At 69.0% G+C, this 21953-nt stretch carries 43 protein-coding genes; 3 read left to right on the top strand and 40 right to left on the bottom strand.

All coding sequences use genetic code 11. From position 1 onward, the window contains the following. The 12 genes from QRN30_RS17165 to QRN30_RS17110 all read right to left on the bottom strand — a co-directional run bounded on the left by QRN30_RS17165 (window position 1) and on the right by QRN30_RS17110 (window position 8134). Window positions 1–258 carry a hypothetical protein gene (locus QRN30_RS17165; RefSeq protein WP_284761591.1) on the bottom strand — a complete coding sequence of 86 codons (258 nt, stop codon included), beginning with the start codon at window positions 256–258 and terminating at the stop codon, window positions 1–3. Beyond that, window positions 251–589, bottom strand: a complete 339-nt coding sequence (locus tag QRN30_RS17160; protein ID WP_284761590.1) for a hypothetical protein — start codon at window positions 587–589, stop codon at window positions 251–253. Before QRN30_RS17160 ends, QRN30_RS17165 begins: the two co-directional genes overlap by 8 nt. Further along, a complete protein-coding gene (locus tag QRN30_RS17155; RefSeq protein ID WP_284761589.1) occupies window positions 589–1152 on the bottom strand; it encodes a hypothetical protein in 564 nt (187 codons plus the stop codon). The genes QRN30_RS17160 and QRN30_RS17155 overlap by 1 nt, the downstream gene beginning before the upstream one ends. Before the next feature lie 13 nt (window positions 1153–1165). Then, window positions 1166–2143 carry a P22 phage major capsid protein family protein gene (locus QRN30_RS17150; RefSeq protein ID WP_284761588.1) on the bottom strand — a complete coding sequence of 326 codons (978 nt, stop codon included), beginning with the start codon at window positions 2141–2143 and terminating at the stop codon, window positions 1166–1168. Between the two features lie 59 nt (window positions 2144–2202). Beyond that, a complete protein-coding gene (locus tag QRN30_RS17145; protein ID WP_284761587.1) occupies window positions 2203–2694 on the bottom strand; it encodes a hypothetical protein in 492 nt (163 codons plus the stop codon). 62 nt (window positions 2695–2756) lie between these two features. Then, on the bottom strand, window positions 2757–3605 hold the full coding sequence (locus QRN30_RS17140; RefSeq protein WP_284761585.1) for a hypothetical protein: 849 nt from the start codon (window positions 3603–3605) through the stop codon (window positions 2757–2759). Next, window positions 3586–4926 (bottom strand): phage portal protein, encoded by a 1341-nt coding sequence (locus QRN30_RS17135; protein ID WP_284761583.1) that lies wholly within the window; start codon window positions 4924–4926, stop codon window positions 3586–3588. The genes QRN30_RS17140 and QRN30_RS17135 overlap by 20 nt, the downstream gene beginning before the upstream one ends. Before the next feature lie 10 nt (window positions 4927–4936). Continuing rightward, window positions 4937–6592, bottom strand: coding sequence for a terminase large subunit domain-containing protein (locus QRN30_RS17130; protein WP_284761582.1), 1656 nt, complete (start codon window positions 6590–6592; stop codon window positions 4937–4939). Then, window positions 6592–7062: a phage terminase small subunit gene (locus QRN30_RS17125; RefSeq protein ID WP_284761581.1), complete on the bottom strand. Its 471-nt coding sequence runs from the start codon at window positions 7060–7062 to the stop codon at window positions 6592–6594. The genes QRN30_RS17130 and QRN30_RS17125 overlap by 1 nt, the downstream gene beginning before the upstream one ends. A 545-nt stretch (window positions 7063–7607) precedes the next feature. Further along, window positions 7608–7808: a hypothetical protein gene (locus QRN30_RS17120; protein WP_214563258.1), complete on the bottom strand. Its 201-nt coding sequence runs from the start codon at window positions 7806–7808 to the stop codon at window positions 7608–7610. 9 nt (window positions 7809–7817) lie between these two features. Next, window positions 7818–7979: a hypothetical protein gene (locus QRN30_RS17115; protein WP_214563257.1), complete on the bottom strand. Its 162-nt coding sequence runs from the start codon at window positions 7977–7979 to the stop codon at window positions 7818–7820. Next, on the bottom strand, window positions 7976–8134 hold the full coding sequence (locus QRN30_RS17110) for a hypothetical protein (RefSeq protein WP_284761580.1): 159 nt from the start codon (window positions 8132–8134) through the stop codon (window positions 7976–7978). The genes QRN30_RS17115 and QRN30_RS17110 overlap by 4 nt, the downstream gene beginning before the upstream one ends. A gap of 517 nt (window positions 8135–8651) precedes the next feature. Here QRN30_RS17110 and QRN30_RS17105 point away from each other — a divergent pair. Next, window positions 8652–8888 carry a DUF3263 domain-containing protein gene (locus QRN30_RS17105; protein WP_284761579.1) on the top strand — a complete coding sequence of 79 codons (237 nt, stop codon included), beginning with the start codon at window positions 8652–8654 and terminating at the stop codon, window positions 8886–8888. 81 nt (window positions 8889–8969) lie between these two features. Here QRN30_RS17105 and QRN30_RS17100 read toward each other — a convergent pair whose 3' ends face one another. From QRN30_RS17100 to QRN30_RS16975, 26 genes are all read right to left on the bottom strand, one after another. Then, on the bottom strand, window positions 8970–9212 hold the full coding sequence (locus tag QRN30_RS17100; protein WP_284761578.1) for a hypothetical protein: 243 nt from the start codon (window positions 9210–9212) through the stop codon (window positions 8970–8972). Next, the gene (locus tag QRN30_RS17095) at window positions 9209–9895 is read right to left on the bottom strand and encodes a hypothetical protein (protein ID WP_284761577.1); all 687 of its coding nucleotides are present in this window, start codon (window positions 9893–9895) and stop codon (window positions 9209–9211) included. The genes QRN30_RS17100 and QRN30_RS17095 overlap by 4 nt, the downstream gene beginning before the upstream one ends. Continuing rightward, on the bottom strand, window positions 9892–10167 hold the full coding sequence (locus QRN30_RS17090; RefSeq protein WP_284761575.1) for a hypothetical protein: 276 nt from the start codon (window positions 10165–10167) through the stop codon (window positions 9892–9894). Before QRN30_RS17090 ends, QRN30_RS17095 begins: the two co-directional genes overlap by 4 nt. Continuing rightward, window positions 10164–10523, bottom strand: a complete 360-nt coding sequence (locus tag QRN30_RS17085; RefSeq protein ID WP_284761574.1) for a hypothetical protein — start codon at window positions 10521–10523, stop codon at window positions 10164–10166. Before QRN30_RS17085 ends, QRN30_RS17090 begins: the two co-directional genes overlap by 4 nt. Then, window positions 10520–10645, bottom strand: coding sequence for a hypothetical protein (locus QRN30_RS17080; protein ID WP_284761572.1), 126 nt, complete (start codon window positions 10643–10645; stop codon window positions 10520–10522). Before QRN30_RS17080 ends, QRN30_RS17085 begins: the two co-directional genes overlap by 4 nt. After that, window positions 10642–10941: a hypothetical protein gene (locus QRN30_RS17075; RefSeq protein ID WP_284761570.1), complete on the bottom strand. Its 300-nt coding sequence runs from the start codon at window positions 10939–10941 to the stop codon at window positions 10642–10644. The genes QRN30_RS17080 and QRN30_RS17075 overlap by 4 nt, the downstream gene beginning before the upstream one ends. Continuing rightward, the gene (locus QRN30_RS17070; protein ID WP_284761569.1) at window positions 10938–11210 is read right to left on the bottom strand and encodes a hypothetical protein; all 273 of its coding nucleotides are present in this window, start codon (window positions 11208–11210) and stop codon (window positions 10938–10940) included. The genes QRN30_RS17075 and QRN30_RS17070 overlap by 4 nt, the downstream gene beginning before the upstream one ends. A gap of 123 nt (window positions 11211–11333) precedes the next feature. Then, window positions 11334–11579 (bottom strand): hypothetical protein, encoded by a 246-nt coding sequence (locus QRN30_RS17065; protein WP_284761566.1) that lies wholly within the window; start codon window positions 11577–11579, stop codon window positions 11334–11336. After that, complete coding sequence (locus tag QRN30_RS17060) at window positions 11576–11776, bottom strand: hypothetical protein (protein ID WP_284761563.1); 201 nt, start codon at window positions 11774–11776, stop codon at window positions 11576–11578. Before QRN30_RS17060 ends, QRN30_RS17065 begins: the two co-directional genes overlap by 4 nt. After that, entirely contained in the window at window positions 11773–12138 is a 366-nt protein-coding gene (locus tag QRN30_RS17055; RefSeq protein ID WP_284761561.1) for a hypothetical protein, read from the bottom strand. The genes QRN30_RS17060 and QRN30_RS17055 overlap by 4 nt, the downstream gene beginning before the upstream one ends. Before the next feature lie 27 nt (window positions 12139–12165). Then, a complete protein-coding gene (locus QRN30_RS17050; RefSeq protein ID WP_284761559.1) occupies window positions 12166–12288 on the bottom strand; it encodes a hypothetical protein in 123 nt (40 codons plus the stop codon). Beyond that, window positions 12285–12677, bottom strand: coding sequence for a hypothetical protein (locus tag QRN30_RS17045; RefSeq protein WP_284761557.1), 393 nt, complete (start codon window positions 12675–12677; stop codon window positions 12285–12287). Before QRN30_RS17045 ends, QRN30_RS17050 begins: the two co-directional genes overlap by 4 nt. Continuing rightward, window positions 12674–12937, bottom strand: coding sequence for a hypothetical protein (locus QRN30_RS17040; RefSeq protein ID WP_284761556.1), 264 nt, complete (start codon window positions 12935–12937; stop codon window positions 12674–12676). Before QRN30_RS17040 ends, QRN30_RS17045 begins: the two co-directional genes overlap by 4 nt. Before the next feature lie 93 nt (window positions 12938–13030). Beyond that, a complete protein-coding gene (locus tag QRN30_RS17035; RefSeq protein WP_284761555.1) occupies window positions 13031–13693 on the bottom strand; it encodes a hypothetical protein in 663 nt (220 codons plus the stop codon). Window positions 13694–13730: 37 nt separating this feature from the next. Next, a complete protein-coding gene (locus QRN30_RS17030; protein ID WP_284761554.1) occupies window positions 13731–14696 on the bottom strand; it encodes a helix-turn-helix domain-containing protein in 966 nt (321 codons plus the stop codon). 29 nt (window positions 14697–14725) lie between these two features. Then, a complete protein-coding gene (locus QRN30_RS17025; RefSeq protein ID WP_284761553.1) occupies window positions 14726–15490 on the bottom strand; it encodes a hypothetical protein in 765 nt (254 codons plus the stop codon). A gap of 1 nt (window position 15491) precedes the next feature. Then, window positions 15492–15896: an HNH endonuclease signature motif containing protein gene (locus QRN30_RS17020; protein ID WP_284761552.1), complete on the bottom strand. Its 405-nt coding sequence runs from the start codon at window positions 15894–15896 to the stop codon at window positions 15492–15494. Next, on the bottom strand, window positions 15893–16096 hold the full coding sequence (locus QRN30_RS17015; protein ID WP_284761550.1) for a hypothetical protein: 204 nt from the start codon (window positions 16094–16096) through the stop codon (window positions 15893–15895). The genes QRN30_RS17020 and QRN30_RS17015 overlap by 4 nt, the downstream gene beginning before the upstream one ends. Then, the gene (locus QRN30_RS17010; protein WP_284761549.1) at window positions 16093–16401 is read right to left on the bottom strand and encodes a hypothetical protein; all 309 of its coding nucleotides are present in this window, start codon (window positions 16399–16401) and stop codon (window positions 16093–16095) included. The genes QRN30_RS17015 and QRN30_RS17010 overlap by 4 nt, the downstream gene beginning before the upstream one ends. After that, window positions 16398–16727, bottom strand: a complete 330-nt coding sequence (locus tag QRN30_RS17005) for a DUF4406 domain-containing protein (RefSeq protein WP_284761548.1) — start codon at window positions 16725–16727, stop codon at window positions 16398–16400. Before QRN30_RS17005 ends, QRN30_RS17010 begins: the two co-directional genes overlap by 4 nt. Beyond that, window positions 16724–17038: a hypothetical protein gene (locus QRN30_RS17000; RefSeq protein ID WP_284761547.1), complete on the bottom strand. Its 315-nt coding sequence runs from the start codon at window positions 17036–17038 to the stop codon at window positions 16724–16726. Before QRN30_RS17000 ends, QRN30_RS17005 begins: the two co-directional genes overlap by 4 nt. Then, window positions 17035–17199 carry a hypothetical protein gene (locus QRN30_RS16995; protein ID WP_284761545.1) on the bottom strand — a complete coding sequence of 55 codons (165 nt, stop codon included), beginning with the start codon at window positions 17197–17199 and terminating at the stop codon, window positions 17035–17037. Before QRN30_RS16995 ends, QRN30_RS17000 begins: the two co-directional genes overlap by 4 nt. 186 nt (window positions 17200–17385) lie before the next feature. Next, window positions 17386–17700: a hypothetical protein gene (locus QRN30_RS16990; RefSeq protein WP_284761543.1), complete on the bottom strand. Its 315-nt coding sequence runs from the start codon at window positions 17698–17700 to the stop codon at window positions 17386–17388. Further along, a complete protein-coding gene (locus QRN30_RS16985; RefSeq protein ID WP_284761542.1) occupies window positions 17697–18200 on the bottom strand; it encodes a hypothetical protein in 504 nt (167 codons plus the stop codon). The genes QRN30_RS16990 and QRN30_RS16985 overlap by 4 nt, the downstream gene beginning before the upstream one ends. A gap of 427 nt (window positions 18201–18627) precedes the next feature. Beyond that, window positions 18628–18873, bottom strand: a complete 246-nt coding sequence (locus QRN30_RS16980) for a hypothetical protein (protein ID WP_284761540.1) — start codon at window positions 18871–18873, stop codon at window positions 18628–18630. Beyond that, window positions 18870–19091, bottom strand: a complete 222-nt coding sequence (locus QRN30_RS16975; protein WP_284761538.1) for a hypothetical protein — start codon at window positions 19089–19091, stop codon at window positions 18870–18872. Before QRN30_RS16975 ends, QRN30_RS16980 begins: the two co-directional genes overlap by 4 nt. A gap of 94 nt (window positions 19092–19185) precedes the next feature. On the opposite strand from QRN30_RS16975, the gene QRN30_RS16970 reads away from it, so the two are divergent. Together QRN30_RS16970 and QRN30_RS16965 are read left to right on the top strand one after the other, a co-directional pair. Further along, window positions 19186–19578 carry a helix-turn-helix domain-containing protein gene (locus tag QRN30_RS16970; protein WP_284761536.1) on the top strand — a complete coding sequence of 131 codons (393 nt, stop codon included), beginning with the start codon at window positions 19186–19188 and terminating at the stop codon, window positions 19576–19578. A gap of 18 nt (window positions 19579–19596) precedes the next feature. Continuing rightward, a complete protein-coding gene (locus tag QRN30_RS16965) occupies window positions 19597–19959 on the top strand; it encodes an ImmA/IrrE family metallo-endopeptidase (RefSeq protein WP_284761535.1) in 363 nt (120 codons plus the stop codon). On the opposite strand, the gene QRN30_RS16960 is transcribed toward QRN30_RS16965, so the two are convergent. Further along, a complete protein-coding gene (locus QRN30_RS16960) occupies window positions 19910–21148 on the bottom strand; it encodes a tyrosine-type recombinase/integrase (RefSeq protein ID WP_284761534.1) in 1239 nt (412 codons plus the stop codon). The genes QRN30_RS16965 and QRN30_RS16960 overlap by 50 nt on opposite strands. A gap of 175 nt (window positions 21149–21323) precedes the next feature. Then, window positions 21324–21764 carry a hypothetical protein gene (locus QRN30_RS16955; RefSeq protein WP_284761533.1) on the bottom strand — a complete coding sequence of 147 codons (441 nt, stop codon included), beginning with the start codon at window positions 21762–21764 and terminating at the stop codon, window positions 21324–21326. Window positions 21765–21953 lie beyond the last annotated feature (189 nt).

The raw sequence follows: 21953 nt of genomic DNA, 5'->3' as shown, positions 1-21953 counted from the left end.
CTAGCGGGACTGGGCGTTGCTGAGGACCTGGCGCATCGCGGAGATGAGCCGGGCGCGTTCCCACACCACGGCCTCGACGCGGAGGCGGACGCGGGAGTTCGAGGTGCCGACGCCGGTGCGGATCGCGGTGACGGTCGCGCCGCCGGGGATCTGCGCGGCGATGTCGTCGGCGTACGGGCGCAGCTGGTCCTCGATGCCCTTGGACGCGAGGACGGCACCGAAGCCTCGGCGGTTGAGGACGACGCGTGACTTAGGCACTGACGTAGTCCTTCCGCTCGAGCTGCACGACGGAGCCGGGCTTCCAGTCGCTCATGCCGGTCGACCAGTCGGCTTCGTCGGCGAGGACCTTGTAGCGGGTGCCGCGGACGGTGAGCTCGTCGTCGGAGCCGATGCCGGCGACGGCGGGGAGGTAGAGGGTGATCCGGGTGCTCGAGGTGTTCTCGGCGTTCCCGGTGACCTCGTCGCCGAGGTTCGGCGCGATGAGGACGTCGGTGAGCGGGGTGTCGGCGTCGGTGAGGATCGGCTTGTTGTACCGGTCGCGCTGGCCGGTGTCGGTGCGGTGGTGCCAGGTGACGGTCTCGCCGGTCATCAGTACCCCTGCACGATCAGGCCGTACGACTTCACCCGGTACGACTGCGCGGTGCGGATGTCGTCGGGAGCGAGCCGCGGGGCCGCACCCTGCGCCCAGGCGGCGTACGTCTCCTGCGAGCTGAACGGGCCGCGGGTCTCCCCGCGCTGCGAGACACCGGCGCGGGCGCGCGGGTCCGCCTCGAACAGCTGCGCGACGATGCCGGCGACGGTGAGCGTGACCAGGTCGGGGACCTCGTCGGAGCCGTGTTCGTAGTCGACCACGACGGTCGTGCCGGTGGGCACGGGCACCTCGAGGCGCTGCCCAATGAGGGTGAACCGGTCGGCGGGCTCGCCGTCGACCGTGAGGACCGCAGCGACGGGGCGCTGCGGGAGGGTGAGCGCGCCGGCAGTCACCCGGAGCCGGTTGGTGGACCGGCCCGGGGTGAACTGCTGGCGCGCTTCCTTGCGGAACAGCTCCGACACCTTCAGCAGGTGCACGTCGACCTGCTTCGTCTCGGAGGCGGTGAGGTCACGGCCGAGCGCCTTGACGACGTCGTCCTTCGTTGCCAGCGCTTTGGCCATGACCTCACTCCTCTCAGGACGCCGCGGGGGCGGTGGTGCTGTACGTGACCTTGATGCCACGCACGAACTGCAGGGTCGGCTTGTTGTCGCCGTCGAGGACGAGCGAGCCGTCAGCGTTCGTCTTCGGGTCCTGCACGGGGGTCGCGCCGGCGAAGGCGTGGACCACCGAACGGTCCTTCAGGTAGTCGCTGTCGTAATCCCACAGCTGCGTGACGGCGAGACCGTTGCCGGCCGCGACGCCGCCGCCCTTCGCGACACCGTTCGGGACCACCGGGGCCACGACGGCCCAGGCGATCGCCGACTCGTGCACGAAGAACGACGCGGTCGGGTCGAGCTCGTCGAGCTCGACGATGGTGAAGCCGCCGAGACGACCGACGACACCCTCGCGCAGCGCCTCGGGCAGACCCGAGGTGTCGACCTCGAGCAGCTTGTCGTGCGACGCGATGGCCTCGGAGATGTCCGCGCCGACGACCCAGTACCGACCGGTGGCCGGCACGTGCGCCTTCTGGAACAGCTTCCGGGCGCGGATGGCGACCTTCCGCGGGTCCGACTCCATCACGTCGGCGGAGTTCGGGTTGAACTTGACCGAGTTGACGAAGGTCGCGCCGGTGAGCGCGGTGACCACGGCCGCAGCGACCGCCTCGGCGACCGCAGCGACCTGCGGGGCCTGGACGTCGCGGACGTAGTTGACCTCGTCCAGCGTCTCCTCCTCGGGGGAGAGCTGCACGGCGCTGTAGAGGTGCTGGTCCAGGGGCATCTGGATCTTCGTGTTCACCAGCTTGTCGATGACGATCTTGTCGTCGCCGCGCCACTCCTTCTTGCGAGCGACGAGCACGGCCGGGCGCTTGATCCCGATCGTGTCGCCCTCGGCTCCGGCGAAGTCGGCGACGCCGTACTTCGTGGTGAACAGACCGGGGGCCTTGATGTTCTTCTTGAGCAGGGCCAGCGCGGTTGCCGCCAGCTTCTCGCCCTTGGTGAAGATGTTTGCCACGATTCCTCCTTGGTGGTGTGATGTGGCCGCTTGGGGTTCGTGGCGAACACCAGCGGGGGTTACCTGGCGGTTGCGGCCGCCACGATGTCTTCGACCGACTGCTCGCCCTTGCCGATGTCTCCACCGGCAGCTCCCTGACCGTCAGCGGACGCTGCGGCGGCGGGGGCGGGGATCAGCTCGAGCAGTTCGTCGGCGTGCGCTTCGAGCTCTTCGCGAGTCGTGCCGCGGAGCGCGGTCGCCTTGATGTTGCGATCGGCGAACTTCTTCTCCGTGGCGATCTCCTCGCGGAGCTTGATGGCTGCCTCCTTGGCGTCGCGTTCCGCGACGGCCTTCTCAGCGGCCTCGGCGCGTGCCTGGACCTTCTCGAGCTCGGTGCGGTTCGCTTCCTCGTGCTCGTCGAACTTCTTCGCCTTCTCGGCGTTCGACGTGGCCCGCTCCTCGTTCTTGCGAGACAGGCCCTTCCACTTCTCAGCGTCGGCGAGTGCTGCCGCCAGCTGTTCCTCGAGCGTTGCGCCGTCGGTCGGCTTCGGCTTGTTGTCGTCTTCCGACATCGGTATCTCCCGTTTCGGGTTGATGGTTGACCGTTTCGGTCACTCCCCACGGCGTGGGGAAGTCAGGTGAGCGCTGCGATGTCCGTGGCGCTGGTGAACTTGTCGGACCGCCACGCGAGGGTCGGTCCGAGCTCGCCGTGCTCGTTGACCACGACGAGGTCCGTGTAGTCGCTCAGCGGCTTGCCGGCGGAGGACGTCTTCTCGATGCCGAGGTCACGTGCGCCGCGGTCGGATGGGCCGCCGAGCTTCTGGTCGATGAGCGCGTGGGTGCGCTCGAGCAGGTCCGGGTCGAGGATCGTGCCGGGCCCGTCGGACTCCTTGACAGGCTGCACCCCGCAGTCGCAGCCGGGGTGGATCGGCATGAGCTCGTGCTTGGAGTACTTCTGCGTCGAGGCGATGGCGCAGAGCGCGCAGTTCTCAAGGCCGGTGAGGACCCGGCGGTAGCCGTAGAACCCGGACGCCTCGACCGCGCGCTGCGCCTGCCGGTTCTTCGCCTGCTGCAGCTCGGTCGCGACGATGGTGAGCATCCGGTCGAGGCCGTACGCGATCGCAGCGTCGAACGGGGAGCCGTTCGACAGCGCCGTGTACAGCGTGACCGCGCCGCGGCGGTAGACGTCGGCCGAGGGCGTGCCCCGGTAGCCGAGGATCGCGTCCCGGTCGACGCTCGCGCCGGCGGTGGTGCCGGCGACGAGGGCCGCCTGCCCGATGTAGGCGTTGGTCAGCGTCGCCGTGGCGAGCTGGCCGGCCTGCACCTGCGGCAGGATCTGCGTGATCAGCCGGTCGATGTCCGCGTCCCGGTAGTCCGGCGACGCGTCCCACCGGGCCGCCGTCAGGGCGAGGGTCCGGTCGCGGATCTGCTTCGTCGTCGTCTGGTGGGCCGCGGTCAGCTGGTCAAGCGTTGCCAGTGCCACCGGCTGCTCCGATCAGGGTCGCGGCGAGCAGCTGGTCGGTGGCCGCGTCGGCTTCGTCCTGCGCGATCTCGTCCGGCGACATGCCCATGATGTTCTGCTTGATCCACCGGGCCGACATGCCAGCCGCCTTCGCCTGCGTCGCAGCCTGCGTCTTCTCGGTGAACGAGACGTGCTCGGGCGGCATCCACAGCAGCTCGATGGTCTCGCCGTCGTCGACACCGAGGACCCGGAGCGCTTCGAGGAGAGCACCTTCCCCAGGGGAGGAGGCACGCGCGATGCGGTCCTTCGCCTTCTGGATCTCGCCCTCCTTCGCGTTCGCTGCGCCCTCGGCGGACTGGTTTTCACCCGACGGGATGAACACCGAGATCGGCGTGCGGATGACGCCGGCGAAGTCGCGGGCGTCGGTCTTCTCGCCCTCGAGCAGCGGGCGGATGTCGGTTGCGTCCGACTCCCACACGTCGATGCCTTCGGGGAGATCCAGCAGCGCGCCGGGCGCGGCCTCGAGGATCTTCGCCCAGTCGATGTCGTTGCCGTCTTCGTCTTGGCTGGGGAGGCCACCCTTGAGCGCACGGACCTTGAACGCCTGCATCGCGGTGGTGACCAGGCGCTGCAGCTTGCCGAGGTTGATGCGATCGATGACGTCGGTGTGCGGCTCGAACTCCGCGACGCGGTCCTTGTTCTCGAGCACGTACACGGGGACCCCGCCGGCGAAGGTCTCCGGCTCGCCGTCGACCTCCCACTCGCCGTCGACCTGCGGGACGGGTGTGCCGTTGTCGTTGGTCGACTTGCGGGAGAACCGCTGCCGGACGCCGGGGGTCCAGACCAGGGCGAAGTCCCTGCCGGTGTCCGGGTCGCGCCATGCCTTCAGCGCGGCCCGGGCCCGCCAGGGCTGCGTCGGGTCGGGGGCGGTGATGACCTGTTCGGGCTTCTCCGACGTGATGATCGGCTGGCCGTCGCGGACGCCGGTGATGAGGTAGCCGACGCTCGTGGTGAGCATGTTCGAGATCGCGTCGCCGAACACCACGTCGAGGCGGTTGTCGCGCCACACCCGGCGCGCTGCGACGGCGGCGGGGCTCGTCGTCGATGCGCCGACGCGGACCCCGTTCGGGACCATGCGACCGCCGAGGGATTCGCAGGCGAGGCCGCCGTAGTTCGTGCGGGCCTTCTTCTGGAACGCCTTCCACGTCTCCTTGGTGTTCTTGCTCATCTCGGGCAGTGGCGCGTTCCCGTTCGCGTAGGAACGGTTCTTCGCGATGCGCGCCTGACGGGCGTCGAGGCGCTTCGCCAGGATCGGGAGCCATTCGGCGGGTGTGGTAGCCACAGGGTCCCTTTCAGTAGATGCGGCGGGCGGCGGTCTTCTTCTTCGTGAGCTTCGCGCCGAGGGCATCGATGCCGGCCGCGTAGGCGAACATCGCGCCCCAGGCGGCGTCGATCTTCGAGCCGTCCGGGTCGTGCTCGGGCTTCATCAGCACGTACCCGGACCGGCGACGGTCGCGGCGGGCGTTGATGAAGTGCGAGGTCAGCTCGGGCGAGCCGTCGTAGGTGATCGACTCCTTGCCGGCGCTGATCGCCGACTCGAGCTGGTCGAACGTGCCCGTCGTCCGGGCGAGGTCCTTCTGTCGCCACCGAATCGGCTCGTCACGGGACATCCGGACCTTGAGCCGCTTCGCGTACTCGGCCTCCCACGTCTTCACGTGGCCGGCCCAGCCAGCGGACGGGTCCGCGTAGAACCCGACGACGTTGTAGTCCTTGAACGCCTGCCGGACGGCGGCCTCGATCTCGAGGACCGGCGGTCGCCAGCCCTCACCCTTCGGGCCGTCGGGCTGTTCCCAGACGCCGATCTGGAAGAGGTGCTTCTGCGTGACGGAGTAGCCGATCAGGACCGTCGAGTCGGCGGTGCCCTTGCCGGGCTTGCGTCCTTCCGAGCCGTCGAAGCCGAGCGTGACCGGTTCCGTCTTCGAGATGACCTTGTCGACGTCGAGGATCGCGCGCAGCTCGGGCTGGGAGACGAACGAGTTCGTCGCGTGGGTGATCTGGTTGAGGAAGTCGGCGCGGAGCACCTGCGGGTCGTTGGACGTGTCGAGGAACGCCAGCGCCTGGCGCTCGATCGGTGCCCAGCCGGGCTCGCACGGCGGATCGTGCAGGACACAGCCGTCGGGGTGGTCCGAGCTGTCCCCGTACGCGTACCGGAGGCCGGCGATCAGGGACTCGCGGTCGGCGGGGTCCGTGTCGGCCGGCGCTTCGCGGTGGTCGTAGAGGATCTGACGGGCGGCGGCGAGGTCGGGGTACTTCCCGGACTCGATCAGGTCCCAGTCGCGTGCCGATGCCTCGGCGACCGAGTTCTCACCCGGGGTGAACGCGTTCGGGGACTCGATCGTGATCCCGGACGCCTTCGTCGAGTTGTTGCGGATGTTCTGGGCGAGGCGGAGACCGCCGTTGCCCTTCACCCATTCCTCGGTCTGGTCCATGATCGCGGCGACCTGGCCCGGGAGACCCTTGATGGATCGGCCGGACGAGGTGCGCGGCTCGATCTTGCCGCCGGGGATCGCGATGAACGTGTCCATCGGGTCGACGTCGAACTCGTTGACGAGTGCGTCCATGCGTGCCATCTCGAGCATCGGTGCCCACGTGTTCTGCACCTGGTCATCAGACGTCGCCGTAACCGGGATGTTGATGATGCTCTTGAAGTCGATCCACGGGCGGGCGACGGGCTGCCCGAAGGCGTCCCAGCCGTCGGGGACGACCTCGAACAGCGCTTCGCTGATCCCGGTCGCGCCGAGAAACGGGGACTTGCCCCAGCCGCGGGGCCGCTGGACGATGGCGCGGGTCTTCACGCGCTTGCAGCTGAGCGGATCGATCTCGTAGAGGTGGACCAGGAACTCGAGCTGCTCGCGGGAGACGACGTACTCGAGGAACTCGGCCATCTGGTCGGCGACGTGGTAGCCGAGGGTCGGGAACGTCTCGCCTTCGAGTGGTCGCCACGGCATCAGTTGGCCGTCGCTTCCGGGGGAAGTGCGGTGCCGCCGAAGCGCTCGCGCGAGCTGGGGCGACGGGCGGTGGTCTTCGTCTCGGCCTCCTCGGCCTGCGCGAACGTGATCCGGAGCCGGGCGCGGTCCTCGGGTGTCGCGCCGAACTTCGCGGTGCGCAGCCGGAGCTCAGCGGCGAGCTTGATGTCGCCGTTCCAGTACCGGGCGTGGAGCAGCGCGGTGTCGCGGAGCTCGGACCAGTCCGTCGCGGTGAAGTCGAGCGACAGCGGCGAGGTCGCCCACATGTCCCACCACTGCCGGGTGATCGCCGGCCACGTGAACTCGCGGAGCTCGCCGTCCTCCTCGACGGAGATGGTCGGCAGCTCGGGCTGCGCGACGACGGCGCGCGGCAGGATGCGGACGACGGTGGGGTCGGAGTTGCGCCGTGCGCGCTTCTTCGGGTCCTTCGGTGCAGGGCCGTGACCAGGCATGGTGAGCTCCCGTTTCGGGTAGAGCCCGCGTGTCCGTTCCGGTCAGGGGGCGTGTTGGTTCGTATGCGATATGCACAGCTCGGCGCGTCGGACCCCAGGATCCCCAGACCCGTACACGGCCGGAGCCACAGCACCTCTACGACCAGGACGGACCCGGGGGGAGGGGGTGGACGGGGGCCTCTGTGCGCTCGCGTGCGGGACGTTCGTCGCGGCTGCGTCTACCTGAGTCCTGGGTGCTTCTCGCGTGGCTTACGGGCCGACGGGACGCGCGTGAATCGTCGTGCTTCGAGTGCTTCGCGTGCGGTCTTCTTGTCGTGGTGCCATGAGCAGAGCCACTGCAGGTTCGAGAGTGCGTGGTTGTCGCCGTGCACGATGTGGTCGCAGTCTGTGCCGACCTCGACGCAGCGTGTGCCGTCGCGCACGGTGGCTTGGCATCGGCCGCCTGCTCGATCGCGGACGGTGGTGCGTCGCTCTTCCCAGTCGCGCGGGAGTCGCTGCTTGCGTGTGCTGCCTGACCACTGCTCACCCACGTTGTGCTCCTGTCGTCAGCGCTCGTCGTCGAGCTGCCATGCGTACAGCGGCGCACCTTCGCCGTCGTAGCCGATGGGCTCGAGCGAGGTGCGGGTGTTCGTCCTGGTGCGGTGTGCGGTGACCGGGTCGAGCGGTTGGGGTGTGGTCTGCCAGAGGGGGTCTCCGGTTCGATGGGGCTCCCGGTATCCGGGTGTGGAGATGGCCCCTCCGGCCATTGTGCTGGCCTACCCGGTCTCTGTCGGTAGGTAGGCGACGGTTCCGTCGGTGAACATGATGTCGACGCCGATGACTGCGCCGGCGGCGCGCTTCACGTCGACGCGGTCGAGTTCGGCTGTGGTGGGGTAGCCGTGCGCGGTGAGCAGTGCGCGGATCTCGGAGAGCTTCATCGCTCAACCCTTCGGTCGAGCAACGGGTCGAAGGTGAACCCGATCGCTGGTCGGTACTCGGTGTCTCGTTCGTGGAAGTCGCTGGTGTCGTGGAACTCGCCGCCGCCATCGGCTTGCTCGAGGGCGTTGCGGACGACGCGGTCAAGTTCGTTCATGCGTCGTGCTTGCGTGCGGGCGCGGGCTTGGTTGTGGATGAGGCGGGATGCCCTGGTGCTTGGCATCGTCACCTCCGGACGTGGTCGGCCGTCCCGTCCGGGCTCCGCATGCCAGCGCGGCTAACCTCGGGGATCGCGGCCTGAGTGGTCCCGCATCGAGCACCAACCCGAATGGACTCGATGCGGAAGAGGGTTCCTCGTGCTCGCGCCGCGTGCGTTGGTTCGCGGTGTGGCCGGTGTCGCCCGCCGTGACAGGGCGGGACGGCGACAGATGCGGTGGCGGTGCGTGTCGGCGGGCACGAGGAAGTTGGTGGAGCCCCGCTGACGGAGGGCAAGACCGGCACCGCTTCGGCTTCTCGCGGCGGTGCGACGCTCAATGAGGGGACACATCAACCCCTGGCCTGGTTGTCGTGGGCAGGCGCGTTGCCTGCCTCACTCGTGCACCCGCGCAGCGCTCAGCGTGGTCGCGGGTACGTCTGGGGCCGCGCCTGTCGGGGGCGCGACGGAGGATGTGGGCATGACTGATGACGAGCGCGCGATCCTCGTGTTCGAGGAGCAACGACCGAGCAACGACCGGAGCAAGGAAGCTGCGGTGCGTGAGGTGTTCGGGGTGTCGTGGGTGCGGTACCAGCAGCGTCTGCTGGGCATGGTCGCTCGCGAGGATGTCCTGGCTGAGTTCGCGCCGGTCGCGCACCGGGTGCAGCGCGTGACGGCTGCGCGCATGGCGGCGCGTGCTGCTCGACGGTTCGCCTGAAACGACGAAAGCCGGTGACCACGGGCCACCGGCTTTCAATGTCGAAGGGGATCCTCTGCTACGCGCACTTCTGGATCCTCATTACTTACTTTCCCGCCTTTCCCGCATTAAGTCAAGCATGTCGGAGCGGCGTGTCACGGTGCCGCGGGGTCGGCCCGGCTTGATCGTCGACTCGGCGCGGAGGACGTCCACGCCACGGACCTCGAGGCGGCCGTGCTCGTTGCGCCGCGCGGTGAGGTGCCCCTTGTCGATCCACGCGTAGATCTTCTGCGGTGCTCTGCCGGCGAGGATGGCGGCCTCGCGGATGCTGACCCAGGCGCTCATGCTGCCTCCACGGTTCTGGTCTCGGGCTGGAAGGTGTCCTGGTCGACGTCGTAGCTGCAGGACGGGTTGTGGCACACGATGCGGACGTTGTCGGTGGACATGACGGGCGGCATCCACATGAGCGTCCGCAGTTCGCAATCGGGGCACCGGAGCACCTGCACGCGGTGCGCGGCTTCCTCGGTGGGGAACGTGCGGAGTGCCCGGTTCACGGCGTCGGCGAACCGGATGGACTCGGCCGCTCCCCGATCGGTGGCGACCCACACGTCGACGTTGCCGGTGAACGATCGGCGGTGAGACTCGACCTCGTCGATGGCGAGCTTGGTCGCGGAGATCGGCACGGACGACTCGTGACCGCTCGTGCCGCCCTCCTGCTGCACGAGACGGTCGAACTGGTGCAGGACGTCGGAGAGGTCGGGCCAGGCCTTGCACGCGGCGTCCACGCGCGCCCAGTGCCCGCCGCAGAGGAGACCGTGCACGGCTGGTCGGGGTTCGCACCCGGTGCAGGCCCGGTTCGTCTCGAGCCACCGGTCGTCGCGCTCGGACCACTCGTACTCGATGCCGTCGCAGCCGGGCAGGTGCTCGTCGCGGCGCAGGCAGGGCTTCTGGTCGCGCATCGTGTCGGTGATGCAGCGGGTGACCACGGTCTGCGGCGAGCGCTGTGGTTGTTCGGTGGTTGGGGTCATGTGGTCTCCTGCTGGGGTCGGCGCTCGGCGCTGAGCGCGAGTGCGTTGTCTCGTTCGTCGATGCGGCCCGGTTCCCAGCCGTATAGCTGGCAGTCCGGACACTTGCGGTTCTTCCAGCCCCGGGAGAGGCGGGATCGGGCCACGTCGTCGGCGTCGATGTAGCCGGCGGGCAGTGGCCAGTCGTGCAGACGGTTGGGGCAGACGTCCCGAGGTGCGGCGCGCCGGTCGTCCCCTCCGCAGAGGAAGACGCGGTCCTGGGTCTTGCGCGTCACTGGGTGGCTCCTTCCAGGGCTGCCCGGATGCGGTGGAGTAGGGCGTCGATGTCGGTGTCGCTCTCGCGCCACCACTCCTTTGCCTGCTGCTCGATGACGGTCATCGGGTCGGGCTGCGCGGCGACGCGGTCCATGTACGCGGCGGGGAACTCGGCGGTGCGGGTCGTGCGCCCGAAGCCCACCCGGTCGATGGTGAGCGTGCACTGGGCGACGTCGATGATCCGGAGCGTCGATGGCGGCGGGGTCGGGACGGGCAGCTCGGTCGCGAGGTACCGGAGCTCCGCGGCGGTGCCGGCGGCCGAGGCTGCAGCGATCCGGGCGAGCAGGTCGTCGGGGACGGGCGTGGTGTCGGTCATGGCTGTTCCTTCCCGCGGCGCTCGCCGCGTGTGGGGCGTCGCCGGATCTCGACGACGGTGGTGCGGTTGAAGACGCCGATCAGCCAGACGACGAGGGGCACGAGCGGGAGCAGGCCGGTCACCGGCGGACCTGCCCGAAGCCGATGGCGAAGTCCCGGGCCAGCTGCTCGAACGCGTTGTTCCACGCCGCGGCCAGGGCACCCCACGCCTGCCCTTCGTTCGCGGGCCGCCAGGGCTTCACGACGACCGAGTCCGGAATCCCGAGGACGGCACGATCGCCGGCCCCGTCCTCGCGCAGGCGCGCCTCGACGGCCTTCCAGCGACGGTCGGCGAGTGCGCGGGCGTCCTTCCGGACCTGCATGAGAGCGAGCGACGGGACCGAGAACCGGTCGAGGCGGGCGGGGGCGAGGGCGGTCATCGAGCAGCCTCCGCCCGGCGGGCTGCCTCGAGGTACGACTGGTACTCGGCGGGTAGCTCCGTCATGGGTACATCGCCGGGCCAGCGGACGTCGTCGACGAACGCGACGCCGCGGCGCTGCTGCCCGGGGGTACCGTTCTGCCGGATCACCCGCCCCTCGATCAGGACATGCAGTCCTCTGCGCCAGGAACGGTCTGCCGAGATCGTGATGCTGCCCGGGTTGATGGTGAGGCGGCGGCCGGACTGTGTTCCTCCTCTGGGAACGACCACGGCGAGCTCTCCGCTGCCGGAGGGCTCGCCGTGGTGGGATCGGTTGGTTGTTCGGGCACTGCTCGGGTTCGTCCTTGCAGTCGGGGGTGCAGGGCTCCCCCGGTGGGTGGTGCGGCTCGAGCATCAGGCGTACCGCTCGGGGAAGATTTCGCGCATGGCGGCGTCGACATCGACCTGGTCCTGACGGCGCTTCGCCGGGTCCGGCGTGCAGTACGGGCACATGTCAGCCGCGTGGTGGTTGTCCAGCTCGCGGGCGTGGATCGCGAACACGGCGTCTCCCAGCGCCTGCGCGATCCCCTCGTGTCCGTCCGTCACGAGTTGCGCCTGCGCAGTCCGGACCGCGGCGGTGATCTCTTCGGGCAGGTTCACGACCGCCTCCGCCCGATGCGCTCGGCGTGGATCGCGTTCTGCGCCTCCTCGGTCAGGATCTTCGCGAGCTCGGCAGCCTCCTCCGGCTCGAGCGCGATCTGCGCCCGCCCCTGGAAGTTCCCGACGACGAGGACGACGGTGCCGGGATAGTGGTCGACCTCGACGTTGCCGTTCTCGGTGGTGATCAGTCCGGTCATGCGCGAACTGCCGCCCAGAGGATGTCGTCGGCGGGCCAGTCGCCGAGGTGGCATTCCCCCTCGCACTCGGAGCACGCCGAGCCGTAGCGGGTGTCGGGGCAGATCCACCTGCCGTCCCAGCCGGGCTGGTGGTCGAACCGCTCGTGGTCGAGGTCGTCGCCGTCGGGGTTCCACTCGTGGCCGCGCGCGCGGCACTTCTCGCTACCGGCGAGCTCGGCGTACCAGCCGTCCCGGTTGTGGTACTTGTGCTCGGACCACCAGTAGCGGAGCTGCCTGCCGACGAGGTCTTCCCAGTCCTCCTCGGTCTCGAGCGGTTCGGCTGCCGAGCAGCCTTCGACGTCGAGCGTGCTGATGTCGGTCATGGTGCGGGTTCCTCTCGGGTGCAGTGGTCAGTGCCAGCGGTTCCGGAACGCGGCGTGTGCGGCGTCGTCGAACCAGACCTGGGCGAAGCGGACGCCGCCGGCCGCGATGAGGCAGCCGACGGCGTCGAGGGTGAGCTGCAGGGCGATCACGTGGTGGCCTCCCCCTGCTCGAAGACGACCTGGATCGTGCGTCCGTCGTCCTGCTGTTCGACGTGCACCCCGGTGACTCCGAGGACTCCGACGATGCGGCCACCGGGGCCGTAGACGTTGAGCCGGCGGGCGGCGAGGTACGTGACGCTGGTCGCGTCCGGGATGATCAGCGGGTTCGCCGTGGCGATCGCGCTCTTCTCGCAGCTGCAGGGCTCGTCGTCGCGGGTCATGAGCAGCCGGCACAGCTCGGCGTGCGGGACTGCGGCGAGCGCTCTGCGTAGGGCGTCGAGCTCGTCGGCGGCGTCGGCGAGCGCTTGGGCGGTTCCGGGGAGGCCCATCGCTTCGATGTTGCGTGCGCGGGTCCGGAGCTCGGTGGTGTCGACGGTCACTGGCCCTCCGTCGGGTCGGTGAGGTCGGCGGGGATGTCGATGACCGCTTCGGGGGCGAGCGGCAGGAACGCCCGCTTGGGGATCCGCAGGCGCACCTTCACGGTCAGAGTCCCGGGCTCCGGCTTCTCCGGACGGTTCTGAGTCACGCGCACGACTGCGGCTCCCTCGATCTCCTCGGCGGTGCCCCGCTTGTGCGAGGGCACCCACCGGTTTCGGGGGCGCACCTGCAGGTACGCGTCGGTCTCAACGGTCTCGGCCACGCTGGGCCTCCTGTCTGCGGCGAGGGCCGCGTGACGGGGCGAGCGCTGGCCCCTGGGGTGGGGTCGGCGCTCGCCGGGTGTGCTGGTGGGTGGTCAGTCGTCGGCAGGGAGCGCGACGACCTCGGCGGGGAGGTAGTTGCGGACGACGTTGCGGTATTCGTCGAGCGGGCGGTGGGGGTAGTCCGAGTAGGACCACCCATCGGCGTGGAGGGTGTGCCGGTCGCCGTCGCGGTCGAGGACTTCTGTGCCGAGGGGCAGGTGCATGAGGTCGGCGGCGGATGCGATGGTGTCGCCGAGCTCCACGGGGAGCGCCAGCACCTCGACCTGCGAGGGGGCGTAGTAGGCGACGCCGACCCGGTACACGTCCGGGTCGACGCGCTGCACCTTGCCCTCGAAGGCGTCGCCGGACTCCGGCGTGACGCGCACCTTCGTGCCCGCAGGCAGGAAGTCGTCGAGGGCGACCGTCCGGGCGGCCTGCTGCAGTAGCGCCAGCGCCGCCGCGTGACGGCCTCGGAGCTCGTACTGCATCGCCTGCACGAGCAGGTGCTGCCGGCCGTGGCGGTCGTCATGCGCCTGGTCGTAGCCCTTCGCCGCCCAGGTCTCACGCTCGGCGTCGATGAGCGGCTGGAAGCGGTCTTTGACGCCGGCAGTGAGGAACTGGTACAGCTGCTCGGCGACTTCCGGCGCTTCCGAGCCTGCGCTGATGGCGGAGTGCATCGCGTCGCGGCGCAGCTCGAGGTCAAGGTCCTCGGTCATGGTGTGTCCGTTCTGCGGCGGGTGCCGCGGGTTGAGGTCAGGCCGCGGCTGGTGTCGCGGTGGCGGGTGGGCTGTAGGGGTTGTCGTTGTAGGGCAGGTCGAGTTCTTCGCGGATGCGGAGGACCGTGCGGTCGGAGCAGTGGAGGCGGGCGGCGATGTCGGGGTCCGTGAGGCCGTAGCTGTGGAGCTCCGTGACGGCCAGGCGACGCTCGGCGGGGGTGAGGTGGACGTCCTCGCCGGCGACGGCGAGCTCGACGGCCATGTCGTCGACGCTGTCGCTGCGGAGGGCTTCCGCGGGGCGGTCGTCGAGGTCGATGTCGTCCCAGGCGAGGGGCGGGTGCCAGCCGTTCTGTGTGGCGAAGGCGACTGCACGGTTGTAGGCGTGGAGCTCGTACCGGTTCGTCTTCGGCGGCGTCTGGTCCCACAGCTCGTCGAAGAGGGCGGTGACCTTCCGGTGGGTGCGTCCGGACACGTGTGAGGTGCGGAGGATGCGACTGCACTCGGAGGGGCCCAGCCCGATGCGGACGGCGAGGTGACGCAGCGACCAGCCCTGCCGGACGAGAGCTTGCAGTCGGCGCTGTGCGCCGCGGGACGGGATCCTCGCGAGGTCGGCGACCAGTGCGAAGTCGGGGCGGACTGCGAGGATCCGGCGGGCCTTGTCGCCGGCGACGCGGTTCGGGAGAACCCGTCCCGCGGTCGGGTCCTCCGCTCGATCTCCGTACACGAGGCGCTGGATCATGCGGACGTCCGCGAGGTCGGCGATGCGGTTGATGCCGAGGCCGAACGCGCGGAGTTGTGCGATGTGCTCCCGGATCGGCTCCGCGTCGACGAAGTCGGGCCGGTTGTAGCGGCCGTACGCCTGCGCGCGGTGCCGGTTGCGTGCGGCGTCGGCACGGGACTTCCGGCAGGGGGTGCAGCGGCACCCGTGCTGGTTGTAGCAGGTGCCCGTCTGCCCGTGCTTGTGGCCGGGCGGGCAGAGGTGCTCCTTCGATTCTCGGGTCATGGTGTTCCTCGAATGTCAGTGGTTGGTGCCTACGCGACCCCGGGGAGGTCGAGGACGTCGACGGCGATGCGTCGGATCTCGTCTCGCTTCTCGCAGGCGCGGGCGATGTACGCGGTGGGCTGCAGCACGGGAGTGCGCGCCCGGCGGAGGATGATCTGTGCGAGCTCGATGCCGTGGCGGGGGTTCAGCTCCCCGACGATCGGCTCGAGCAGTCCCAGTACCGCGGGGAGGTCATCGACCCCGGCCCGCTTCGCTTCGCTGATGACCTCTTCGGACAAGTCAGTCCTCGGGCTCGCACGGTCACCTACGTGACTTGACTCAGGTAGGTATGTTCCGTCAGTCAGGTTCTGTCTCTGACTCTGACTCTGACTCTGGTTTTCGGTCGGTTCGGGTTGGGCACCCGACTCGCTAACCGAGTCGGTAACCGACTGGGTTTCCGGTCGGTTCTTCGGTGGGCGTCCGCCCTTCGCGCCATTGGCGCGATTCCGGGCTTCTCGCGCTTCGCGGTCCGCTCGGGTCTCCTGGTGCTCGGCGTAGTTCCAGATCACGTACACGTCGTCCACCAAGCTCACAGACGGCTTTGAGTGATCGTTTCTGGTGAGTTCGCTGAGCGCCCTCGTCTTCCACATGCGTCGGGCGATGGTGGCCGGGATGCGGCCGTCGAGGTCCTGCATCCGGGAGTAGCCGTTCATCTCCACGAACGTGCGGAACGCGAGGTCCGAGAGCGGCGCGATCTTCGGGTGCTGCCAGAAGTCGATGGGGAAGGTCATCCACAGTCGCTTGTCCTTCGGCATGTCACGTCACTCCTTCCATTCGTTGTCGGGCTTCCTCCTCCGTGATCTCGAGGACTGCGCCGGTGTTCGTGTACAGGCACCAGCCCTTGCGGACGGTGACGCCGTTCGTGTTGCGGAACCAGCGGCGGGCGGGCCACTCGCGCGGGTCCGCCCAGCGGGGCACCGCCCAGCCGTCCGCGAGGGCGTCGGCGGGGTGCTCGGTCTTCCACTGGTGGCAGACGAGCCCGAGGGTCTGCAGGTTCGACGCCACGGTGTTCCCGGGCTGCCGGTTCTGCCGGTGGTCCTGCTGCGGCGCTCCACACCAGCCGAGGCATCGCTGGCAGGTGAGGTCGTCGCGACCTGCAGCGATCGCGTACGCCTGCTTCTCCTCTGCTGCGGTGGGCTTCGCCGTCTTCGGGCCGATCACAGGACGCCCTTCCAGCTGTAGAGCGCGACGCCGGTCTGCCGCCACCGGTCCGCGATGGGGCCGACCGCGGCGACGTAGCGGTGCTTCTGCCCCTCGTGGGTCGTGATGACCTCCGGGGCGTGGAGCTCCGTCGCCCCGGTGATGGGGACTCTCTCGCCGTCGGAGGGGCCGCCGTCGAGGAGTGCGGTGGTGCAGATCATGCAGCGGCTCCTGCTTCGTAGAGGTGTCGGTCGAGGACCTGGCGCTCGTACGCGGCGACGGTCACTCGGGGGTGGGTGGACCAGTGCTCGATCAGCTCCTCGGACGCGTACGCCCGGGCGCGGGTCTCGTTGCCGATGAAGAGGTCCCAGGCGTCGATGCCGGCGCGGCGGCCACGGTCGTTGAGCAGGTGGCCTCGGCATGCTTCGTCGGCGGCGTCGTAGGCTGCCAGGCGAAGCTCCTCGAACTCGGCGCGGATCTGCTTCCGGAGGTCGAGCCCAAACCGAACTGCCGCGCTCCCGCTCATTCGGCGAGCGCCTTGGTGAGCCAGCCCGCGATGTCGTTGACGGGCAGGTCGAGCGATCGGGCGACGTGTACTTCGAGGGTCGCGCCACGGCTGCCATCCCACCCGGGAAGGATCGCGACCCCGTCCGCCTCGACGAGCATCGCGAGGCCGTGTCTCATGTACCACTGCCAGGTCTGGGTGGTGCCGGTGGTGTTGTGCTCTTCGGAGGCGGTGGGGTTCAGGACGTCGTAGCCGGCGGCGCGGAGGTCGGTCTCGGCCTGGTTGAAGGCGGGGTAGTTGTAGTCGGGGATGCCGGTCATGGGCCCGGCGATGTAGAGAGTGGTCACGGGGTTCTCCGGACGGTGATGGGCTCGCCGATGTTCACGGTGAACGACGCCTGGTCGACGCCCTGCTGGACGACGAGCTGCATGCGGTTCGGCGAGCTGATGTCGGGTGGGCGGACGCCGACGAGCGTCCCGATGGTGCGGTGCTGCGGCTCTCGGGAGAGCCGGTGGCCGGCAGTGCGGAACGCGACGACGAGACCGACGTCGGTGGTCTGCAGCAGGCGGGCCGGCGCGACCTCCTCGACGAAGGTCTGCGGGGCCTGTGCCAGCTGCTCGAGGATCCGGCGACGCTCGCGTCCGCGCTTGCGGCTCACGAGGCGGCGTCCGGGTCGTCGGTCTCCCACCAGTCGGTGACGATCAGGCTCTCGTCGACCGCCTCGAGGTCGCGGCGCATCTCGCTCGCACGGCGGCTGCGGTGGTAATTCCGCCAGGACCGCGGCGCGAGGTCGCCGCCGGCCTTGTCGTCCTCGCTCACAGCGCGGACGGGAGGAACATCGCGGCCAGGACCGCGGCGAAGAACGCGACGGCCAGCAGGTTCTCCTTCGCCTTCGGGCCGGTCACAGGTCACCACCGCCCGCGATGACCAGCGCCGCGCAGACGACGAGTGCGCCGATGACGAGCGTGAAGTAGGCGGCCCAGGCGATACGGGTGCGGAGGTCGTTCATCGGACGGCCTTCCAGAGGCGCGCCAGGCGCTGACTGCCCTGCATCTTCTTCTTCTGACCGGTCCAGGCGACTTCACCGCGGCGGACGAGTTCGGCTCGGCGGGAGCGGATCGACTGCTCGGTGGGGATGACGCCGTCGAGCTCGTTGTACTTGTCGACGATCTCCTGGTCGGTGAGGCCCTTGGAGCGGACGAAGAAGTCGTCGGATCGGAGGATGTCGAGGACGCGCTGCTGCACCTCGGTCGGCTTGTAAGCCGTGGCAGCGGCCAGGTGGCTGGTCTCGACATCGTGTCTGCGGGCTGCGGGGCTCACTTCGTTCCGCTCTTCATGGCGTCATCGAGGTTGAACTTGATCGCTTCGATGAGGCCGAGGCGCTTGAGGCTCGTGAGCGAGAACTCGTCGACCGGGGTGCCGCGGAGGTACGCCTCGGTGTGCTCGAGTGCGTCGAGTTCGCGGTTGATGTCCTTGAGGCGGCTCAGTGCCGCGACGCGGTCACGGGCCGCCATGTCGCCGGGGCGCTCGTTGTGCCGCATGCGGTACGGGGGGTTTCCGATCTTCAGTGACTCGTCGCGGATGCGGGCGATCACCTGCTGGTCCTTCGACATCTCGCCGGTGAGCTTCGACTTGTTCGCGAAGGCCAGGAGTTCCTTGATTCGGTTGGTCAGCTCCGGCAGCGTCTCGGCGTATTCGTCCGTGATGACCTTCTCGGCCGCGGCGATCGTCGCCGTCTCTGCCCTCTGCTTCGCCTGCAGGCTGACGCGGCGAGCGCCGATGCGCTCGAGGACGTAGGACTTGGGGTAGTTCGAGGTCATGGTGTTCGTCTCCTGGGCTCGTTGGGCTGGTGAGGGTGCAGCGACGGCGGAGGTTCGGGTCAGCTCCGTCGCTGTCGCAGGGCGGGGAGGCTTGACCCTCCCCGCCCCTCGTCCGTGTGGTCGCGACGGACGGCGCGGTAAGTGGGTGCCGTTGCACCGCGGATCTCGCGGCCGGGCGGCGTTCACGTGAGTCCGTCTCCCCAGAGCGGGGTGCCTGTGTTCCAAGGCCGGACGGGACGTGCATCGCTTCTTCGACTCCCCTGGCCACGTACCGCTCCACGCGTCCTTGCTGGGGACGCGATCGCTCCGTGACTGGGTGAGCCCTCTGTGTAGTTCTGAACGTGCAGGCGCGGCGGGAGCGTGCCCCTCGGGGCCGTTTTCGGGCGCGACGAATACCGCCCCAGATGGGCGGGTGTGACCGGGGTGGTTAGTCCTCGGGTCTGCCGGAGGCGAGCCACTTGGCGTAGCGCTCGGCCTCCGAGATCTCGATCAGGAACGAGGCTCGCTCGCCCTTGCCGCCCTTGGCTGCCCGGAGGTAGCCATCGCGGATGTCGTTGCGGATGAACTGGTTGGACCGTTCGACGGCCCGCGCCAGGGACGCGGTCGAGTAGAGGAGCTTGCCCTCCTTGATCTCGGCCTCGATCCGATCCGTCGGGGTGATCGTGTCGCTCATGCGACTGCCTCCAAGAATCGGGACGGGTGGATACGCGAAAGGCCACCGGCTGCGACCAGCTCGGCCCACGTGAGCTCCGACGTCGTGTCGAGGCGTGCACGCAGGTCCGAACCGGAAGAGCCGGTGGCCTGTGCGAGAGTGTCGAGCGTGTTGCCCGACCGCACGAGTGCGTCGGTGACGCGCTTCGTGACGGTGATGGCCGCTGCTCTGTTCTCCATACGGCGAACCTACTACTCCGTTCGGAGTAGCGCAACACCAGAGTTGCACAATGTGCGTGATTTGGTGCCGTTCGGGGCCGTAGACTCTCCGAACGTGGCAGACAACGAGCAGAAGACCGCGGCGAACCGGGCCCTCGCGGCCGAGATCCGAGCCGAACGCGCAGCCGTCGGCATCACCGTGCGTGAGCTCGCGCTTCGCTCCGGCGTCCCCTACGGCACGCTCAACCGGCTCCTCCCCGGCGAGCGCGACATCAGCTTCGGGCAGCTCACCCAGATCGCCGGGGCGCTCGGGTTGACGCCGTCGGAGCTCTCGGATCGCGCAATTCGGCGAATGGGCGGGATGGATGCTGTGGTGTCAGGGGTGGGTGCGCAGAATGTGAGTCCGCTTCGACGAGTCGAGGACATGACTGTCGAGGAGATCGAGTCGGAGCGGGTGAAGGCGGCGACCATCGACCCTGAGATGGACACCGATGAGCAGTTCGACTGACCACCGACCTGGGGGAAGATGTACGACCCGTACGAGCACGCTGAGGCGCTCGGGCTGACTGTGGTGCACGCACCGATCCGGACGGCGCATGAGCTGTGGCTGCCGGAGCGCAACACGATCGTGGTGCGTTCGGGGCTGCGGAGGGTGCATGACCGGTCGGCGCTGGCGCACGGCGTCGCGCACGCGGTCCTCGGGCATGAGGATGACCGGCCGAAGCACGAAGTCCAGGCGGATCGGGTTGCAGCGAAGAACCTGATCGACCTGGACGAGTGCCGGGAGCTGATGAAGTGGGCCCCGGACTGCGCGCGGTTGGCGCGCGAGCTGGACGTGTCTACGCGCCTCGCTCGAGTGTTCCTGAACGTGCACGGTCTGGCTGGTTGAAGAGGTCGCCCATCGCCGCCATGCCGAGGCGCATGCGGGGGATGTCGTTGCGGCGCTTGTAGGCGTTGGTCTGCATCCGGGAGGCGTGGCCGGCGATCTGCACGATGACGTCGTCGGGAACGCCGGCGATCGTCAGCAGGTCGATGGTGGTGTGCCGGATGTCGTGGAGGCGGACGTTCTTCTCGATGCCCGTCTCGGCGAGGAGCGACCGCCAGGACCGGGAGTGGTCGGAGGGGTCGATCGGCTTCCCGTTCCTGGTGAATACGAAGCCGTTCGGTGCCGGCGGGTGCGCCTCAAGGTGGTCGCGGAGGACGGACGCGAGCGGGTCGACGAGCGGGATGATGCGCCACCCGCTCTTCGACTTCGGACGGGTGAGGAACAGACCGCCGGTCACGTGCCGGTACTCGTAGTCGTTCGGGAGGACGAGCTTCCGCTGCGGGCACTCCGCGCCGCGCTTATACCCGCACGTCGGCGCGCAGCCGTGCCGCCAGGTGAGCCGCTGCAGCTGCCACGAGATGTCGAGCTCCTCAGCCACACGATCCGCCTCGAGACCGATGACCTCACCGCGGCGAGCGCCGGTGAGGAGTGTGGTGGCCCAGAGGGCGAAGCCGGGGCCGCCGGCGTTGCGGACGTGGGTGTAGAGGTCGAGGGCTTCTTGCAGGTCGAGGGCGTCGAGGGCGGATGCTGCTTTGCGGGGTGCGGCCATGAGCTTCGCGGGGTTCTTCGTCATGCGGCCTTCGCGGAGGGCCCACTCGAGTGCGGTGGAGATGATGCGGTGCGCCGTGAGCGCTGTCGTCGGGGATCCGCCTTCGCGGACCATCGCGTCGGTGACGGAGCGGATCCCGGCGGAGGTGAGCTGCTTGAGCTTCTTCCCCCCGATGATGGGGATGACCCAGTGCTCGGTGATGTTGCGGTACCGCTCGGCGGTCTTCGGGCGGAGCTCACGGTCGACGATGTTGTCGAGCCAGTAGGTGAACCACTGCTTGACGGTGATGTCGCGGGTGTCGATGTCGCCGTTGTCGCGGAGCTCGCGCTTGAGGTCGTCGAGGCGGTTGATGACCTCGGTGCGGTCCTTGCCGCGGATGATCTTGCGGCGGCGCTTGCCGTCGCGTGAGGGGAGCTCGACGGCCCCGGTCCAGTAGCCTCGGGCGTCCTTGTACAGGCCGCCCATGCCCTTCTGGTTCGCCATCGTGTCTCCTCACATCGTGCTGGTGTCGTTGCCGTTGGCGGGGACGCCGTTGTCCCCGGCTGCTCTTCTGTCGTGCTGTCGGTGGTCACGCATAGCGTGGTCGTGTTCCTCTCGTGGTTCAGTCACGGGTTGGGATTCAGGGCTGGTCCGTTGCAGCGGGCCGGCCCTCTTCTGTTCAGCCCGCGCGGGGTGGTGTCACGTCGCGGATCGTGGACGGGTCGATCGGAGCATCGTGTAGCGACCAGGCCGTGCCGTAGTAGCCACGACCGTGTTCGATGCATCGCACTCCGTCGTTCAGCACGACCCAATGAGTCGGTCGGCCCGTGTGCGGCCACCCCGCGGTGAACGTCGTCCCCGGCACCATGTCCTCGATGCTCGGCGGGTCGGCGGTTGCGACGCTCCGAGCGTGCTCGTCCTCCCGCCGTGCAGCCTCACGCACCGGGTAGCCGATCCCACCGGTCAGCACGGCGCTCGGGGTCGGCTGCGAGAGCAGGGCGCGGAGTTCGTTCCAGGTGTCCGTCGTTCGGTTGCCCAGCAGTCGCTCGATCAGCGACACGGGCACCTGCACGGTCGGCTCGCCCGCCTGCGGGGGTGCGATGCTTGCCTGCTCGGTCATCTTCTTCTCCTGATCGTGCGCATGTTGTGGTGCCATTCGTGTAGCCGGTGGACTGTGCACACGGTGTTACATATGTGCACATCTGAGAACCTACACCTCCAATCGGAGCACATGCAACTCCGTTTGGCGTATTTTCACCGTACTTGTAATACGGGGGTTGCGGGTTCAAGTCCCGCTGCCGGCCCCAGA

The sequence above is a fragment of the Curtobacterium sp. MEB011 genome, assembly GCF_030209655.1.
Lineage (GTDB): Bacteria > Actinomycetota > Actinomycetes > Actinomycetales > Microbacteriaceae > Curtobacterium > Curtobacterium poinsettiae.
Note: the sequence above shows the minus strand (reverse complement) of the source record. Positions and strands in the feature narration are given on the sequence as shown.

Excerpts from the sequence above, each read along its gene's own strand:
- QRN30_RS17010 (WP_284761549.1), bottom strand. The coding sequence starts at position 16,401 with ATGAGCGGGAGCGCGGCAGTTCGGTTTGGGCTCGACCTCCGGAAGCAG.
- QRN30_RS16965 (WP_284761535.1), top strand. The coding sequence starts at position 19,597 with ATGTACGACCCGTACGAGCACGCTGAGGCGCTCGGGCTGACTGTGGTG.
- QRN30_RS17100 (WP_284761578.1), bottom strand. The coding sequence starts at position 9,212 with ATGAGCGCCTGGGTCAGCATCCGCGAGGCCGCCATCCTCGCCGGCAGA.
- QRN30_RS17055 (WP_284761561.1), bottom strand. The coding sequence starts at position 12,138 with ATGACCGACATCAGCACGCTCGACGTCGAAGGCTGCTCGGCAGCCGAA.
- QRN30_RS17110 (WP_284761580.1), bottom strand. The coding sequence starts at position 8,134 with ATGAACGAACTTGACCGCGTCGTCCGCAACGCCCTCGAGCAAGCCGAT.
- QRN30_RS16980 (WP_284761540.1), bottom strand. The coding sequence starts at position 18,873 with ATGAGCGACACGATCACCCCGACGGATCGGATCGAGGCCGAGATCAAG.
- QRN30_RS17095 (WP_284761577.1), bottom strand. The coding sequence starts at position 9,895 with ATGACCCCAACCACCGAACAACCACAGCGCTCGCCGCAGACCGTGGTC.
- QRN30_RS17115 (WP_214563257.1), bottom strand. The coding sequence starts at position 7,979 with ATGAAGCTCTCCGAGATCCGCGCACTGCTCACCGCGCACGGCTACCCC.
- QRN30_RS17035 (WP_284761555.1), bottom strand. The coding sequence starts at position 13,693 with ATGACCGAGGACCTTGACCTCGAGCTGCGCCGCGACGCGATGCACTCC.
- QRN30_RS17160 (WP_284761590.1), bottom strand. The coding sequence starts at position 589 with ATGACCGGCGAGACCGTCACCTGGCACCACCGCACCGACACCGGCCAG.
- QRN30_RS17120 (WP_214563258.1), bottom strand. The coding sequence starts at position 7,808 with ATGGCCGGAGGGGCCATCTCCACACCCGGATACCGGGAGCCCCATCGA.
- QRN30_RS17060 (WP_284761563.1), bottom strand. The coding sequence starts at position 11,776 with ATGACCGGACTGATCACCACCGAGAACGGCAACGTCGAGGTCGACCAC.
- QRN30_RS17130 (WP_284761582.1), bottom strand. The coding sequence starts at position 6,592 with ATGCCGTGGCGACCACTCGAAGGCGAGACGTTCCCGACCCTCGGCTAC.
- QRN30_RS17015 (WP_284761550.1), bottom strand. The coding sequence starts at position 16,096 with ATGATCTGCACCACCGCACTCCTCGACGGCGGCCCCTCCGACGGCGAG.
- QRN30_RS17025 (WP_284761553.1), bottom strand. The coding sequence starts at position 15,490 with ATGCCGAAGGACAAGCGACTGTGGATGACCTTCCCCATCGACTTCTGG.
- QRN30_RS16960 (WP_284761534.1), bottom strand. The coding sequence starts at position 21,148 with ATGGCGAACCAGAAGGGCATGGGCGGCCTGTACAAGGACGCCCGAGGC.
- QRN30_RS17030 (WP_284761554.1), bottom strand. The coding sequence starts at position 14,696 with ATGACCCGAGAATCGAAGGAGCACCTCTGCCCGCCCGGCCACAAGCAC.
- QRN30_RS16975 (WP_284761538.1), bottom strand. The coding sequence starts at position 19,091 with ATGGAGAACAGAGCAGCGGCCATCACCGTCACGAAGCGCGTCACCGAC.
- QRN30_RS17105 (WP_284761579.1), top strand. The coding sequence starts at position 8,652 with ATGACTGATGACGAGCGCGCGATCCTCGTGTTCGAGGAGCAACGACCG.
- QRN30_RS17075 (WP_284761570.1), bottom strand. The coding sequence starts at position 10,941 with ATGACCGCCCTCGCCCCCGCCCGCCTCGACCGGTTCTCGGTCCCGTCG.
- QRN30_RS16985 (WP_284761542.1), bottom strand. The coding sequence starts at position 18,200 with ATGACCTCGAACTACCCCAAGTCCTACGTCCTCGAGCGCATCGGCGCT.
- QRN30_RS17155 (WP_284761589.1), bottom strand. The coding sequence starts at position 1,152 with ATGGCCAAAGCGCTGGCAACGAAGGACGACGTCGTCAAGGCGCTCGGC.
- QRN30_RS17145 (WP_284761587.1), bottom strand. The coding sequence starts at position 2,694 with ATGTCGGAAGACGACAACAAGCCGAAGCCGACCGACGGCGCAACGCTC.
- QRN30_RS17085 (WP_284761574.1), bottom strand. The coding sequence starts at position 10,523 with ATGACCGACACCACGCCCGTCCCCGACGACCTGCTCGCCCGGATCGCT.
- QRN30_RS17125 (WP_284761581.1), bottom strand. The coding sequence starts at position 7,062 with ATGCCTGGTCACGGCCCTGCACCGAAGGACCCGAAGAAGCGCGCACGG.
- QRN30_RS16955 (WP_284761533.1), bottom strand. The coding sequence starts at position 21,764 with ATGACCGAGCAGGCAAGCATCGCACCCCCGCAGGCGGGCGAGCCGACC.